The organism is Bacillus sp. FSL M8-0266 (assembly GCF_038613425.1).
GTDB classification, from domain to species: domain Bacteria; phylum Bacillota; class Bacilli; order Bacillales; family Bacillaceae; genus Bacillus; species Bacillus pumilus.
This window is the reverse complement of the sequence record NZ_CP152015.1, coordinates 312162-327189: the sequence shown is the minus strand read 5'-3', so window position 1 is coordinate 327189 and position 15028 is coordinate 312162. Positions and strand designations below refer to the sequence as shown.

General features: G+C 44.4%; 14 protein-coding genes. 1 reads left to right on the top strand and 13 read right to left on the bottom strand.

The genetic code is table 11. The features are described 5' to 3' along the window. Position 1: 1 nt before the first annotated feature. The 6 genes from MKY83_RS01770 to MKY83_RS01745 all read right to left on the bottom strand — a co-directional run bounded on the left by MKY83_RS01770 (position 2) and on the right by MKY83_RS01745 (position 6976). Positions 2 to 1762 carry a thiamine pyrophosphate-binding protein gene (locus MKY83_RS01770; protein ID WP_113768511.1) on the bottom strand — a complete coding sequence of 587 codons (1761 nt, stop codon included), beginning with the start codon at positions 1760 to 1762 and terminating at the stop codon, positions 2 to 4. A gap of 34 nt (positions 1763 to 1796) precedes the next feature. Further along, positions 1797 to 2573: a type I 3-dehydroquinate dehydratase gene (aroD, locus tag MKY83_RS01765; RefSeq protein WP_265208790.1), complete on the bottom strand. Its 777-nt coding sequence runs from the start codon at positions 2571 to 2573 to the stop codon at positions 1797 to 1799. 9 nt (positions 2574 to 2582) lie between these two features. Next, the gene (locus MKY83_RS01760) at positions 2583 to 4016 is read right to left on the bottom strand and encodes an aldehyde dehydrogenase family protein (protein WP_265208791.1); all 1434 of its coding nucleotides are present in this window, start codon (positions 4014 to 4016) and stop codon (positions 2583 to 2585) included. Further along, complete coding sequence (locus MKY83_RS01755; RefSeq protein WP_265208792.1) at positions 4013 to 4870, bottom strand: citryl-CoA lyase; 858 nt, start codon at positions 4868 to 4870, stop codon at positions 4013 to 4015. The genes MKY83_RS01760 and MKY83_RS01755 overlap by 4 nt, the downstream gene beginning before the upstream one ends. Before the next feature lie 492 nt (positions 4871 to 5362). Further along, complete coding sequence (gene nadE / locus MKY83_RS01750; protein ID WP_065098754.1) at positions 5363 to 6184, bottom strand: ammonia-dependent NAD(+) synthetase; 822 nt, start codon at positions 6182 to 6184, stop codon at positions 5363 to 5365. A gap of 195 nt (positions 6185 to 6379) precedes the next feature. Continuing rightward, entirely contained in the window at positions 6380 to 6976 is a 597-nt protein-coding gene (locus MKY83_RS01745) for an urea carboxylase-associated family protein (protein ID WP_113768667.1), read from the bottom strand. An 80-nt stretch (positions 6977 to 7056) separates the two neighbouring features. On the opposite strand from MKY83_RS01745, the gene MKY83_RS01740 reads away from it, so the two are divergent. Beyond that, positions 7057 to 8409, top strand: a complete 1353-nt coding sequence (locus tag MKY83_RS01740; protein WP_113768666.1) for an amino acid permease — start codon at positions 7057 to 7059, stop codon at positions 8407 to 8409. On the opposite strand, the gene MKY83_RS01735 is transcribed toward MKY83_RS01740, so the two are convergent. The 7 genes from MKY83_RS01735 to MKY83_RS01705 all read right to left on the bottom strand — a co-directional run bounded on the left by MKY83_RS01735 (position 8404) and on the right by MKY83_RS01705 (position 15019). Next, positions 8404 to 9162 carry a YqcI/YcgG family protein gene (locus tag MKY83_RS01735; RefSeq protein WP_003216950.1) on the bottom strand — a complete coding sequence of 253 codons (759 nt, stop codon included), beginning with the start codon at positions 9160 to 9162 and terminating at the stop codon, positions 8404 to 8406. The genes MKY83_RS01740 and MKY83_RS01735 overlap by 6 nt on opposite strands. Positions 9163 to 9341: 179 nt before the next feature. Next, complete coding sequence (locus MKY83_RS01730; protein WP_217012749.1) at positions 9342 to 9725, bottom strand: UPF0715 family protein; 384 nt, start codon at positions 9723 to 9725, stop codon at positions 9342 to 9344. A gap of 100 nt (positions 9726 to 9825) precedes the next feature. Beyond that, positions 9826 to 10455, bottom strand: a complete 630-nt coding sequence (locus MKY83_RS01725) for a LysE family translocator (RefSeq protein ID WP_003217164.1) — start codon at positions 10453 to 10455, stop codon at positions 9826 to 9828. Positions 10456 to 10567: 112 nt separating this feature from the next. Then, on the bottom strand, positions 10568 to 11755 hold the full coding sequence (locus MKY83_RS01720; protein WP_065098751.1) for an MFS transporter: 1188 nt from the start codon (positions 11753 to 11755) through the stop codon (positions 10568 to 10570). 54 nt (positions 11756 to 11809) lie between these two features. Next, a complete protein-coding gene (locus MKY83_RS01715) occupies positions 11810 to 12856 on the bottom strand; it encodes a Gfo/Idh/MocA family oxidoreductase (protein ID WP_126741576.1) in 1047 nt (348 codons plus the stop codon). After that, positions 12853 to 13719: an HAD-IIB family hydrolase gene (locus tag MKY83_RS01710; RefSeq protein WP_340908717.1), complete on the bottom strand. Its 867-nt coding sequence runs from the start codon at positions 13717 to 13719 to the stop codon at positions 12853 to 12855. Before MKY83_RS01710 ends, MKY83_RS01715 begins: the two co-directional genes overlap by 4 nt. Further along, complete coding sequence (locus tag MKY83_RS01705) at positions 13694 to 15019, bottom strand: DegT/DnrJ/EryC1/StrS family aminotransferase (protein WP_113768664.1); 1326 nt, start codon at positions 15017 to 15019, stop codon at positions 13694 to 13696. Before MKY83_RS01705 ends, MKY83_RS01710 begins: the two co-directional genes overlap by 26 nt. Between the last annotated feature and the right edge of the window lie 9 nt (positions 15020 to 15028).

Here is a 15028-nt window from a genome sequence, read left to right as displayed (position 1 = left end):
TTTAATTCACGCTGACATGTGAGCGTTTTGAATTTGGTGAATAAATATCATTAATATTCCAATGTCCATCCGTAGGGACAGGATCATTTTTCATTGCTACATCGATGACGCAAGGCTCTTGAGATTTAATGGCTTCAGCTAAAGCTTCTTTGAATTCAGAAGCAGAGGTGATTTTAATCCCCTTCATCCCATAACCTCTTGCAATGGCAGCAAAATCCGGAGAATAGCTTTCTCCACCTTTTCTGAAAACAGTACCGTACGTCGTTTCATAGTGCGCCATTTGCAAGCCAGCTATTGTTCCAAATGCACTGTTATTCATCACAATCCACACAACAGGAATGTTCTCTTCAACGGCTGTTGCGAGAACGGATGGATTTTGACCGAATCCGCCGTCCCCAACGAGTGACACAACGACACGTTCAGGCTGGGCAATCTTTGCCCCAAGTGCGGCAGGGGCTCCAAATCCCATCGTTGCAAAGCCGCCTGGTGTTAGAATGGTCCCTGGCGTGAGCACAGGAAATTGCTGTCCGACCCCATTTTTATTCCAGCCAACATCAGTTGTAATAAAGGCATCTGGCGGTAATATTTCCCGCACTTCCTGCAAAATACGCTGCGGCTTCATTGGGAAGGATTCATCTTGAATGTTCGTCAGATTGCTCGCCTGAAAATCCTTACGATATGCCGCAATTTCCTTTTTCAATTCAGGTCGATTCAGCCCTTCTGGCAATCTTTCTCTCGCCACTCGATTGAGCACACTCAAGGCCTGCTTAAGATCGGCTACTGCTCCTATGTCAACAGGATAGTTACGTCCAATTTCATTCGGATCAATGTCAATATGAATGAGCTTGGTTGACGGGAAACGGAACGTAAATTCTGATTCCCACGAACTCGCATCAGCTTCAGCAAAACGGGTGCCTAAAGCCAATATATAGTCCGCCGCTTTGCACTGATCATTGATAAATTTTGTCCCCCAAAATCCTGTCATTCCAAGGGTCATTGGGTGATCATCTGGCATGGCTCCTTTCCCCATCAAAGAATGGGCGACAGGGATACTTAGATGATCAGAGAATGCCTTTAATTCTTCAGCTGCATCAGCTAGTAAAATGCCTCCCCCTACATATAAAAGCGGCCTTTCTGCCTGCAGCAATCGATCTAATATCCGATTGGCCGTTTGATCATCAATTGAAGGTTTTTCAATGGTCTGTGTATGATGGTTGATTTGTTCAAACAAGGACACATCTAGGTCTTTTGAGAACACATCCATTGGAACAGATATCAGCACTGGGCCAGGACGGCCGCTTTCAGCTAACTGAAATGCTTTTGATAAAATCTCTGGAAATAATTCTGGAATATCGACTCGCCATGCTCTCTTCACAAACGGCCGGTAAATTTCGTATTGAGAGGCATCGGAATGAAGATTGATCTCTTGATGTGGGTGCTTTCCGTAGTAATGACTCGGGACATCTCCTGCAATGACAACCATTGGAATGGAATCAAGTGCTGCATTCGCTACCCCTGTTGCCGCATTGGTGAGTCCAGGACCTAGATGACTGAGAACAACAGCTGTCTGTTTCTTTGCTCGCGCATAACCATCTGCTGCATGTGCCGCTATCTGTTCATGTCTGACATTTACAAATTGAATCGAGCTTTTTTCAAGCGCTGATAAAAAAGCAATATTCGTATGACCGCAGAGACCAAAAATATGCTCGACTCCCCGATTCTCTAAATACTGAATAACCTGTGTAGAAATATTCTTCTTCATGTTTCTCTCCTCTCACGGTGCAGCTATGAATCTGCTACTCACTTATTCTTTGAAAAACAATAGATAGAACGCTGTTCAAATCCTGTATCGCCACTTGCCCGGGAGCTGAGCTTTCTTTCCCTACAGCAAAGGTCATGACAGATCCAAAAAGTCCACCAACCATTCTTGTAAAAGCCCCATATTCCCCCATTGCCATCGAAATAACGGGAATCGACAGCTGCTTGTTCGCATGGCTGGTCGCCGAGAGCAGTGTTAATGCATCCTCATAGGAATGCGGCATCACTGCAATCTTTGCGATGTCGGCGCCGACTGATTCTGCATTGACGAATAGCTGCATGAGACGATCCAACTCAGGGGTGCGCTGGAAATCGTGATACGACACAATCAAGGTGACCCCATTACTTTTAGCCGCCTGACTGACTTGCTGTAAATGTGTCACATCATGCATCAATTCATAATCAACGGCGTCCACAAGCTGTGTGGAACAAAGCTCGACAAGCAGAGAAACCTTCTCATTTTCTGAGAGTGATATACTTTCGCCGCCCTCCTTTTCAGAGCGGATGGTGAATAAAAATGGTATGCCCTTTGCCTTTTCTACCATTCCCTTAAGGGTTTCTATGACTTGTTCCTTGTCATGAAGGTGATGAAAAAAATCCGCCCGCCACTCTATCACATCAGGCTTCTTCTCAGTTAATACCTCGACCTCATGAAACAATTCTTCCTTTGTTTGCCCGATGAGCGGCGTACAAATCATTGGCTGACCGCCTGTCTGCACACTTTTTACCTTTTTCTGAAATGCATTCACATCCATACGCCCCTTTCACAGACCATTTGGAAGCACGATCATTTTGGTTTCGGTCATCTCCTCAATAGCGAAACGCGGACCTTCTCTTCCAAGACCACTTCGCTTAATTCCTCCATAAGGCCAATGATCCAGTCTAAAATTTGATGTCCCATTGATGACAACACCGCCAGTTTCAAGCTCTTTTGCTGCGTGTAACGCAACATCCAGCTGATTCGTAAAGATCCCTGCCTGCAATCCATATCGACTATCATTTGCTTCTTTAATTGCCTCCTCCAGCTCCGCATAAGGGAGAATGCTGACAACTGGGCCAAACACTTCCTCACAGACGACCTTAGCCTGTTTCGGAGGGTTCAGCAAAATAGCCGGTGTGATGCTCGCTCCATTTCTTTTTCCCCCACATAAAAGCTGTGCCCCCATACTCTCTGCCTCTTGTATCCATGTCTCAACTCGCTGCGCGGCCTGTACATCGACCATACAGCCGATATCACTCTCACTGGACAGCGGATCTCCAACGACAAGCTGCTCTACTTTTTGTTTTAATACCTCAGTAAACGACGGCATAATTTCCTGGTGGACATAAATTCTTTGGACAGAAATACAGCTTTGACCAGAATTACTAAAGCCTGTCTTGGCACAGAGGGATGCGGCTTGTTCAATATCAGCATCGTGATGAACAATCGTCGCGCCATTCCCTCCGAGTTCGAGCAATACTTTTTTTAATCCCGCAGAAGTTGTAATATGCTCTCCTCCGGCAGCCCCGCCGGTAAAAGAGATGAGATTTGTTCTTTCATCAGTGACTAACTGTTTCCCAGCGTCGACCCCGCCAATCACAAGCTGCAAACTTGCCTCAGGAAACCCTGCTTCGAGAAGGAGTTTGACAAACGCTGAGGCAACAGCTGATGTTTGCGGTGCAGGCTTCAAAATAATGACATTCCCTCCCGCAAAAGCTGGACCAACTTTGTGACAAATTAAGTTGAGCGGTGCATTAAAAGGGGTAATCGCCAGCACAACTCCGACTGGTACTTTAAATGTCATGGCCATTGCTCCCTGCCCACGCGATGATACATTGCCTGGAATGGTCTCACCTACTAATCGATTCGCTTCTTCCGCCGACTGCGCCAGCGTCTCGATTGATCGTGAGACTTCATCTCTTGTATTTTTAAGCGGTTTGCCTAATTCTAACGAAATCAGTTTTGCGAAATGGTCTTTTTGTTCTTCAAGCAAGGTGGCTGCTTTTGTTAGAATCTTTGAGCGTTCGATTGCCGATATTCCCGCTATTTGTTTTTTAGCATGCTGCGCAATAGAAAGTGCCTGTTCTATGTCTTCTGATGAGGCGAGATATGATGTACCGATCCTTTCTCCTGAGTAAGGATTGATGATATCTGTTTTCACACGATCGGTATCCATCCACTCGCCGTTTATATGTGATAACGCTTTCAAACTACTCAAATTTTCTCTCCCTCCTTTAGGTGCCGCGTTCCATGTCCTGCATAACGAACCAATCTTTCTTCGTTCGGACAAGGTCCCTTCACGAGGGCTCCCTTTGTCAGCTCCTCATATGCATGCGCCACGATGCCCATTCCTCTGGATAAGGAAAAAATGCCTTTTGCTGCTTCTGCTGGAATGTTTAATTCACATTGGATTGCAGCAGATACACCGTCTATATTCATCGTGATTTTCTTCCCTTTCAGGTGTTCAAGCTCATGTCTAATCGCTTCGGCTAACCGTAAATATATCCCACTGATAAGGCCTTTCTGGACATATGTGTGACTCAGCTCATATAGACGTCTAACCCTCGGATCATCATCATGAAGCTGATGGCCGATCCCCGGGATTTTTTCCTTGCGAGTTAACCATGTGTGACATACTTGCTTGGCCGCAGACTGTATATCCTTTTGATCATCGTAGATCGCTTTGGCTTCGTATAACATACGCATGGCCTTCTCTCCGGCTCCGCCATGAATATCACCTAATAAATTCACCCCTGTTGCAACAGAGGAATTAAACGAAATACCGCAAGTCATCGCCATTCTGGCTGCTGCAATAGATGGCGCTCTTGGTCCATGGTCCGCACCTGCGACAAGAACACTTTCAAAAAGAGCTGCTTTTGAATCATCCAATAATTCACCAACAAGCAGTAAATAAAGCATTTGTGGATACGACAGTTCGCCAATAAGTTCTTCAATCGGATAACCTCGAAGTTCAATTGAATTTTTTTGAATATGACTAATCTCAGTTTCCCACCAAGCGCCTCCCTCTTTGTAAATTTCCAGTGCACTTCGATTTTTCATTGTGTCAATCATTCCTTTAGCTTCTTATTTGGAGGTGAACCACTCCTTTTTATTCCATTCAGTGGAATCTAATTTCACTTTTCGGAATGTGGTTTCATTGTAAGCGCATTCTTTTTCTTCGTCAATCATTTTTTCTGAAAATACTGTAAATAGTAGTGAAATTAAGTGAATCGAACTAATTATGCTTGCTTTTTTTGATCAAAAAAATCTTTATTTAGTTAAATGGACTTAAGTAGATCGTTCTACTAATTTAATGAATTTTTGGTTATTTTGTCAAACCCACTTAAAAATTCAACATAAAAAAACCTCTCCGTCTTCTGGAGAGGTCTCTGATTGTTGACAAAGGGCTAAAATGATGTTTATTTTAGCCCTTTGTCTTTTTTTCAGCGTGATAGAAAACCTTTGCAGTCTAGGAAGGGCGAGCACTGGAGCGCAGACCTGACAACGAATGCGAGGGTTTGTCTACACGCTGAAACCTCTCCATCTTCTGGAGAGGTCGCTTTTTTATTTCCACCAGTCATCAAACATGGAAGCGGGTACTTGGCGTTTATGCTCTGATTGAACATAGCGCTTTTCAATCGCTTCTGCTGCTTGTTCTGACACGGGCTTACCTTCTAAGTAATCATCAATTTCATTGTACGTAATGCCTAGTTCTGTTTCATCCGTTTGCTGAGGTTTGTCATCAAGCAGATCAGCTGTCGGTTTCTTTAAATATAAGCGCTCTGGTGCTTGCAGCGCTTCTAGCAGCGCCCGGCCTTGGCGTTTCGTGAGACCTGTGAGCGGGAGAACGTCTGCACCGCCGTCACCATACTTCGTGAAGAACCCAGTGACTGCTTCGGCTGCATGATCTGTACCAATGACAAGTAATCCTTCTTCTCCTCCGACAGCATATTGCGCGATCATTCTCATACGTGCTTTGACATTCCCTTTATTAAAGTCAGACAACGGTCCGCCTGTGTCTTTTTGATATTGTTCACTGAATGCCGTCACGGCAGGCGCAATATCATATTTCCACGACTTGTCCGGCTGAATAAATGATAAAGCGAGCTGTGCATCATCTTCATCCTGCTGTACACCATGCGGGAGACGCACCGCAATAAAGACTGCCTCTTCCTTTCCTTCTTGACGCAGTTCAGATGCAGCGAGCTGTGCAAGACGGCCAGCGAGCGTTGAATCCTGTCCGCCGCTAATGCCGAGAACGAATCCTTTCGCGCCGGTTTTTTTCAAGTAGTCCTTTAAAAATCCAACCCGTTTTTCAATCTCCTGCTTCGGGTCAATTGAGGGCTGCACATGCAACTCTTGGCTGATTTTTTTCTGCAAACTCATACACTTTTCCTCCTAAGCATCCTCTACATGAAGAGAACAGGTTTTACTCTGAATTCATTGATTTGACAACGTTTTTTGAATCTTCATTATACCATGTTTTCAGGAAGAACATTTTGTATGACGTTCCCCTATTTCATCAATAATCAAACATTCACAAGTGAAAAAGACCATGTCTATACGGACTGGCCCTTTTTTTCAATCAATTTCTACCCGTATAGATGTACAGCTTGCGCCATTACACTTCCCAATATCAGCAGGGCATGCGGATACGGCCACAATGAGGTCCATTTCGGCTCGCAGACGAATGTAATCACCGGGAAGAGATTTTGGCAGCTCCACAGACAGCTTTCCTTTTTCATCAATGACTGTATTCATAAAGGCATTAAAAGGATAGTACATATCCTCCTTCGGAATCCCAAATGGTTCAAAGGCAGTCCTTAAATTATCGTAGCATGTATGCATGACCTCTAAATGCGTCCGTCCGTATAAAAGCTGGTACATTTCTTGCCGGCAAGCGGGCATATATAAATCATGGCATTCGACTGTGTCTTCAATGACCGTAAACATCGGTTTGTATAAGTTAGAATAGAGCTTATCGTCTTTTTTCACTTTTGACGAAAATAGGCTGTCCATTGTCGCGCCTTGGTCAAATTTTTCATAAAAATCCTTTTCGTGATAGGCCATGACATCTGCTACTTGCTGGCCTTCAACATCAACCACCCGCATACATTGGCCTTTTCCTAAACGAAAGCCCAGTCTGCCCTTTGGTAAAATGACATATTCTCCGTTCATCACATACACTCCTTTCCTTGACAGTATGCCCAAAACGTCCTCTTGATCATGTATAAAAAAAAAGAGGCGGTCACAAGCTAATGTCATTGAAACAGAAAGGTGTTGCGCATGCATTGAAAGAAGAACAAACTTTATCTTGGTGGCAGCTTTCTCTCATCGGAGTCGGCTGTACGATTGGCACTGGTTTCTTCCTTGGTTCCAGCATTGCCATTACAAAGTCCGGTTTTTCCGTCTGCATTTCTTTTTTACTTGCTGCGGTTGGAACCTATCTCGTCTTTAAACATTTGGCTGCGATGACAGCCGATAATCCTGATAAAGGGTCATTTTGTTCCTATGCTCGTAAAGCATATGGACGCTGGGCAGGGTTTAGCAATGGCTGGGTGTATTGGTTCGCAGAAATGCTGATTACAGGAAGTCAGTTAACAGCGATTTCTCTTTTTACCCGCCACTGGTTTCCATCTGTGCCGCTCTGGGTGTTTTCTGCAATTTATTCCGCTCTTGCCCTGCTCGTGATTATCATAGGGCTCTCTTCTTTTCAAAAGACAGAAAATGTCCTTGCGGTACTGAAGACAGCTGCGATTTTTCTGTTTATGATCCTGGCGGCGCTTGTGTTATTCGGCATTCTGACAGATCATAAACCGACCCTGCATCTCCCAAACAAAGATCACGAATGGATGCCGCTCGGTCCGCTTGGTCTTTGGAATGGATTGATTTATGCGTTTTATGCATTTGGGGGAATAGAAGTCATGGGGCTGATGGCGGTTCATTTAAAGGACCCGAAGGATGCAGCAAAGTCTGGACGCGTCATGCTGATGATTCTAGCGGTCATCTATATCGTCTCAATTGGACTTGCTCTCTTGCTTGTCCCAGTGACAGCCTTTAATGAGAACAGCAGTCCATTTATTACATCATTAGAGCCATTTCATTTATCAATCTTTCTTCATATCTTTAATGGCATTTTCATTATTGCCGGCTTTTCGACATTGGTTGCCTCACTCTATGCAGTCACGACGCTGCTTGGCACGATGTCGGAGCATCAAGATGCACCTGCTTGTTTTAAACAAAAAGACCCATCTCATGTCGGATGGCCTTCGATTATTTTAACTGCTGCTGGATTAATTGTCTCGATTTTGCTTGCACTCTTTTTGTCCAAACACATCTACGAGCATCTCACAACAGCAGCCGGTCTTACCCTTCTGTACACGTGGGTCTTCATTCTGTTCTCAAGTAAAAAGCTATCAAAGCCATCCACTCGCCAAACGTGCGAAATGTTTCTTGCACTTCTCCTGATTGGAGCCGCCATTTCAGGCACTTTAACAGAGGCAAGCGGACGACCTGGCTTTTTTATCAGCCTTGGGATCATTGCAGTGATTGCCATCATGGTGCTATTTATGAGGAAAAAGTGGAAGCAGCAGGATCAGACCGCATCATAATTTCATCATGTTTCTTAATGCAGTAAAAGGACATTTGGCGGAGGCTGGTTTCTCCGCCTCTTCATCTGGGAGAAAGTATTGCTTCCATTCATGATTGGTCGGATCACCGTACCATTTTAATGATGGATGAACGCCGACCTCATCATACGCTTTGAGCCGCTTGCGAACGAGCTGGCTCATTTTTTGACCAAACTTGGTCGATCCATTCAATTTCTCAAACACCCATCTAGGCTGAAATGCCATTAAGACATAAGGAAAGTGGCGGCTTTTTCTGAGCTTATGAGCCGGTGTGGAGCATAAAATAAAATACGCTTCCCCGTGAAAGCAATACTCCCACTCATGATGATGAGCATCTAGCGGAATATCCTCAGGCCATGGCACTTCATCTTTCTGGTGCAGTCGTTGAAGCAATGACCAAAACTGCTGCTCAAGCTCTTCAAGCGAACTTTCCTTTAAATCCTGCGGTGTTTCAAAAAAGCATATAAATGAAGCATATTGACCCGTTTCTTTCGCACAGCTTTGATATTCTCTCAGTAGCTGCGCTAATTCCTCAACAGCTTCCTCTTTTCTCGGATCACCCACAAACCCATAGCGTAAATGATCGAGAAAAAACCCCTGTCTTCCTGGTACACAAGGGAATGTATCTGCCTCATCTCCTACCATCTCTCCAAATAGCGTAAAAGCATCCTGCTTCCATTCTTCTAGTGATCGTAGATTTTGATCAAGGCAACTTTTTGCATACAACTGGGCCATTTCCTTCCACCTCGTTTTAGCGTCTTCTCCATAGCCTATGAGAAAAAAAGGATGTGGTGACTGTCCCTAAGCGACTTTCCTTGCGCATTCCAGAGGTGGATGTTCTCGTTCAAATTCAGCATGTATGTGCGTCTTTCACTCCATGCTGCTTCTTTTAATAGAGCGCTTTTGTATCTTCCCTATGATCGGTTCTTCATCAAAAAGACAGAATCGAGCACCCAATAAATGAGGGCTGAGCAAAAGCTAAACAGATAGACTTTGTAGCTAATGAACACAACCAGTCCATAATCAATCCATAACGCTAACGCAGAGCAAATCACCCACGCCGCAAGAAAATAAACAAGTAAGTCACGGCCTCGAAACCTTCTAGGATGCCTGTGTAAAACAAGCTGAATCGGTGCAGCAAACACTACATAAGCGATTAAAATCAGCAGACTTGTCATCTCCACATAACCAAAGCCTGATTCAGTCGGGATAAATAGCATGGTATATACGATTGTTGCTGTGATGACTGATAAGATCAGCATGCACAAATAGTTGAATACTGGAAGAAAAATACGCATGGCAAAGCTCCTTGAATCCATTTTATATCTCAACATTATTCAAGAATGTGTTATGTCTGTCAATCCTTACAAAAAAGCAGACTGACATGAGTCTGCTTTTCTACCCAATCAACGCCATGATCCCTTGATACCCAAAATAAGCGCCGAAACCAAGTAAAGATAAGCCTGCAAGCACGGATAAGCCATGTAAGACACGTTCACTTAAATAGCGCCTAAACGAACTAGCAAGCAGTGCCATGCTGAAATCCCAGATCAACATGCCGATAAAAATAGCCAAGCTGTACATCAGCATTTGAGATGCCCCATACTTTTCGATCGTATTGGCCAAAATACTGCCGTAGATACCAAGCCAAAATAAAATACTGAGCGGATTGGAAAGAGAAATGAAAAACCCCGTCATAAATGACTGACCCATCGAAGTGTTTCCAACATCCTTTTTCGGGCTCTCCTGCAAATTGATTTTACGTAGGCTCTCAATGCCGGTATAGGTCAAAACAAAAAAGCCGAATAGCCACAAAAAGGTTTTCACAAGAGGTGCGGTCAAAAGCTGGGCGACACCAAAATAGATGAGGAGCATATAGACAATATCCGCAGCCATTGCCCCCACACCAAAAATCCACGCGTGCCAAAATCCACTTTTAATCCCTCTGTCGATTTGAGCTGCATTGACTGGCCCAACAGGCGCTGAAAGTGACAACCCTAAAAAGATATAACCAAAAAACACCGCCACATAGACGTCCTCCTTTTGATGCTGACTTGTACATATTATTCAAACGTTCTATGGTTTAGTACAAGTCCTTTGCCATCTTTTCAGGTGGACTCAAGGAGACATTGGATATTGCTTAACGATCGGCTTTCAGCGCCGATTGTTGCGGCAAGACCGTTTCCTTTTTCGTAGCACGTTTCATTTGAATCGCAGCTGCAAACAGAAGAACAGCTAAGAAGGCGAAAACAAAGACGGCACTTGCTGCTCCTGCCCATTCAAGACTAAAGCCGATCAAGAAGGACAAGCAGGCTCCGCCTAAACTTGCGGCTGCAATAAAGTAGCTTGTGGCCTCGTCGATGGCATTTTCAATCATTAATGCAGATGCAGTCAGTGCGATTGGGAACATACCAGCTGCGCACAAGCCGATGAAAAAGATGAGAAGCAGCTGGGCGGCAATGTGGGTTGTCATGGCAAAGACCACGAGCAGCAGAATCATGAGTGCTGCACTTAGCTTTAAAAAACGCAGCGGGTGCAGCTGATCTGCTTTTCTCGCAATGACAGTTCTGCCGATGACAATTGCTGTCCAGAAAGTGGAGACTGCAAAGAGACCCCAATTGTCTCCCCCCTTCTCCAGCATGATCGACGGCAAAAAATTCGCAAAGTTCGTTTCAATCCCTGCGTAGAAAAAGGCAAAGCAAATCATGATCACCACAATGATTCGATTGTTTCGATCAACAAGTAAGGACGGTTTTCTCACCCCATTGGAGGAAGAAGTCATCTGTCCACGAGGCAATTTGTTCATAAAGGCAAGCCAGAGCATCAGGAAGAAAGTCAGTGCACCGACTTGAAATAAAAACACATAGTGCCACGTCTGTTCATTGACAGTCAGTAAAATCACAAGTGGAAACAGCAGCGCTCCTAACCCAAAGAAGACCTCCATGATACTGATTCGCTTCGCACTGTTTGCCATCGAAATCACATACGCTCCGGCTGTTGTCTCAAGACTGCCTGCCCCGTTCCCAAGAAAAAAACCTGCCAGCACAAGTGTTGACCAGCCAGGAACCAAAAGCCCAAGCAGAAGTGATCCGATCATCAGCAAAAGACCCATAGTCAGAACAGCGCCATAGCCTTTTTTCCTCACAAGGATGGGTGATAACAGAACCCCTGTCAAAAAACCAATAAACTGAAAAAAGATTAAAGAAGATAATTCCCCAGGACCCTTATCGTAACTAGACAGTAAATAAGGAGTTAAGCTGCCAAAAAACACATGAATGGTCCCAATAAAAAAATAAAAGACACAGCCAAAATAAAATATTTTTTTCATCTTTTCACTTCCTCTAAAAAGGAGCGGAGTTTTGACATCCTCCGCTCCACCTCTTTAATATGCCCGGGCAGACTCGACAGCCTCTTCCCTCTCGAAGCATGTATTAAGCGCAGCCTGTGCGCGATACCCGTCTACAAAATCAGCAACTTTCATATGAGATGGATATGGATCTGTATTCACCCAGTGCATCAGCTGATCACGGAACGTATCAGACCATCCGTAAAATTCATTTGGCGGATCTGTCAGCAAGGTTTGCGGCATTTGATGACGCTCCACACACAAGCCATCGCTGATCTCATATTCGTTTTGCATGTTCGTATGGTATTTGAATACCTTGTCATGACCAACGACTTCTACACTAAATCCGCATTCCTCAGGCTGCGTGCTTTTGGATGTGACCAAGTGAAAGAACACTTGATTCTCCATCTGACCGAAAATTTCGGTATGATCATCCACCTGTACCTTTTTCTCTTCCTTTTCCTTTACATGCGTCAGCATCTTGGTATTAAGTGATTCTTTCTTCATTTCACTGCCAAATAAGTACCACAGCATATCAATTAAATGAATGCCCAGATCCCCTAATGCACCGCTCGTACGCAGACTCTCACCGCTGTCTCTCCATGAAAATGTCTTTCTTCTGAGGGCACTGTTTTTCTTAAAATGAGTCCTGACAGTCAAAATCCGGCCTAATTCACCATTGGCAATCAAGTTCTTCAAAATATTCACAAAGGATAAGTAACGATAGTTAAAGCCCATACTGGCTTGAACCTGGAACTGTTTGGCTGTCTCCACCATTTCCTTCGCTTCCTTCAGCGACACAGCCATTGGCTTTTCACATAAAATGGGCTGTCCTGCTCTTAGTGCCTGAAGGGCATGGTCTTTGTGACAAAAATTCGGGGAGGCAATGATCAACCCATCAGATGCATCTGCTAAAGTTTCGATACTTGAATACACGCGTCCGCCATACTGTTTAATGAATCCCTGTGCAACTGACTCGTGTAAATCATAGACACCGGATAACTCTGCACCTTTGATCGTTGATAATGCTCTTGCATGTGCTTCTGCAATATTCCCTGCTCCAACAATTCCAATTTTCTTCATGAATGTGCCTCCTCATGTTTATACATCACTGTTTTCAGTGTTTCATAGATTCCTTTTGCATACCCATGATGACAAATTTGATGATGGTGCCGCTTGGCTTCGGCCGTCGCATTTTGGACGAGGAAACCGTGCGTGACGGATTGAAGCATCCGCAAATCGTTCCCACTATCTCCAAAGGCAAAGCCTTGATCTTTCGATAAATCATATTGGTTCAGCATAAAGCGGACAATTTCATCCTTCCCTGTGCCGACTGGTAAAAAATCAACATCATAGCAATCAGCAGGGTCTCCTGCAAGCGGATTGCATTTGTTGATGTTGACCGCCACCCCGCGCTCTTTGGCAAGTGTTTGGATAAATGATAGATGATGAAGATCTGTCCGTTCATCCTGCTCCTGATAATAGAAATTCTTCTTATACCCTGAGCTGCCCAGCTGCGTTTGCGGTCTGAGATGAATTCCCTTTTCACGTATAGTTTCGAGGATGTCTTCAATTTTTTCATCTGAGAAGCCCTGCGCATCCAGCCGCTTCATCCACTCCGCATCTGGCTGTCCAAAATGAGCATCGGATGTATACACAATCTCAGTCCCTAAGTTCGACGCAATGAAATGCGGGAATTGATGAAAACCGCCTGTTTCCATTTTACTTGTCACAGAATCGAGGCTGCTTCCCGTGACCCAGCCAAGCATGAGCTGTCCTGCTTCACTCTTTTCTGCCACAAAGGCTTCCAGCCGCTTTACATCCTCTCTCTGCTCATCGGTCATTCCGTGAGAATAATAGGTTTCATCAAAGTCACAGAAGACGATCCACTTCGGATTTTTCGGCTGATTCAGCAGCTTTTTATTGAATGGAAGACTTGATAACATGATGAACCCCCTCGATGACCTTCTCCTGATCTTGCAGCGGCATGCCTGGATACAGCGGCAAGTGAAGTAATTCCTGTGCTGCTTTTTCCGTTTGTGGAAGTGTCGTTTGTTTATACTTTTGAGAAACAAGATTTGTTTGATGCTGATGCGATAGAATCGGGTAATAAACATCCGTTTCTATGCCCATTTTCAGCAATTTCGTTGCAAGCTTATCTCGTTCTCCCTTCAGCACTCTGATCGGGAACAGATGCCAGACATGATCATCCGTCAGCTTCGGAAGCTTCAAGTATCCTTCATCCTCAAGCGTTTGCAGCTGGTCAATGTATCGCTTTGCTAAGTAAAAGCGTTTAAAGTTTTGTAATCCTAAATACTTCATGCGTTCGAGTCCGATCGCTGCCTGCAAATTATCAATTTTCGAATTAAAGCCGTAGTCACTGCGTTTGACATTTTTCTTTCCTACTTCAAAGCCGTGATAGCTGATCTCCATGCATTTTTCTGCTAAGGCTTCATCATTTGTCGCGATGGCTCCTGCCTTGCCGCAGACACCAAGATTTTTGTATGGATTAAAGCTGAGAACAAGCCCATCTCCATATGCTCCAAGGTCAGTGCTACCGATCGCCTGACAGCCATCTTCAATGATTTTCAGCCCATGCTTTTTCGCAATCGCCGAAATGGCCTTCATATCCGCTTGTTTTCCATATAAATGAACCGGAAGAATGCATGCCGTTTGATCTGTGATATGCTTCTCTATTTCACTCGGTGCCAAGCAGTAAGTATCTGGATCAATATCGGCATAGACAGGAACAGCCCCAATCGCAAGCACTGCATTTTCTGTTGCAGCAAAGCTATTCGCTGGCAAAATGACCTCATCTCCTGGAGTGACGCCTGCTGATATAAGGCTGATCATTAGAGCATCTGTTCCACTTGACGTGGCAATGACATATTTCTTCCCTAAGTACTCAGCGAGCTGCTTTTCAAACGCCGGGATATATGGCCCTGAAGTAAAACGGCCAGAACTCAATACTTCTTTCAACACCTGCATAATATCATCGATTTCATCCTCTGAAATCAGTCTATCAACTGGCAGAAACGGTATCTTTTTTTCCTTATTTTGTTTATAATGGAAGAGAATTTTTTCCAATCCTGTGTGCCCTATATCTTGCTCGAGGAACGTCACCAGCTTTTCATTTGCTAGGTGCTTCTCAACTGAATCAGACTTTACTTGAACACCTTGATTGATCATATCCAGCAAAGGTAGATAATCCTTGCTTTTACCTGATATCTTCGTCAATATTTGCATTCCATTCCC

Excerpts from the sequence above, each read along its gene's own strand:
- aroD (WP_265208790.1), bottom strand. The coding sequence starts at position 2,573 with ATGGATGTGAATGCATTTCAGAAAAAGGTAAAAAGTGTGCAGACAGGC.
- MKY83_RS01745 (WP_113768667.1), bottom strand. The coding sequence starts at position 6,976 with ATGAACGGAGAATATGTCATTTTACCAAAGGGCAGACTGGGCTTTCGT.
- MKY83_RS01715 (WP_126741576.1), bottom strand. The coding sequence starts at position 12,856 with ATGAAGAAAATTGGAATTGTTGGAGCAGGGAATATTGCAGAAGCACAT.
- MKY83_RS01735 (WP_003216950.1), bottom strand. The coding sequence starts at position 9,162 with ATGGCCCAGTTGTATGCAAAAAGTTGCCTTGATCAAAATCTACGATCA.
- MKY83_RS01740 (WP_113768666.1), top strand. The coding sequence starts at position 7,057 with ATGTCATTGAAACAGAAAGGTGTTGCGCATGCATTGAAAGAAGAACAA.
- MKY83_RS01730 (WP_217012749.1), bottom strand. The coding sequence starts at position 9,725 with ATGCGTATTTTTCTTCCAGTATTCAACTATTTGTGCATGCTGATCTTA.
- MKY83_RS01710 (WP_340908717.1), bottom strand. The coding sequence starts at position 13,719 with ATGTTATCAAGTCTTCCATTCAATAAAAAGCTGCTGAATCAGCCGAAA.
- nadE (WP_065098754.1), bottom strand. The coding sequence starts at position 6,184 with ATGAGTTTGCAGAAAAAAATCAGCCAAGAGTTGCATGTGCAGCCCTCA.
- MKY83_RS01720 (WP_065098751.1), bottom strand. The coding sequence starts at position 11,755 with ATGAAAAAAATATTTTATTTTGGCTGTGTCTTTTATTTTTTTATTGGG.
- MKY83_RS01755 (WP_265208792.1), bottom strand. The coding sequence starts at position 4,870 with ATGATTGACACAATGAAAAATCGAAGTGCACTGGAAATTTACAAAGAG.
- MKY83_RS01770 (WP_113768511.1), bottom strand. The coding sequence starts at position 1,762 with ATGAAGAAGAATATTTCTACACAGGTTATTCAGTATTTAGAGAATCGG.
- MKY83_RS01705 (WP_113768664.1), bottom strand. The coding sequence starts at position 15,019 with ATGCAAATATTGACGAAGATATCAGGTAAAAGCAAGGATTATCTACCT.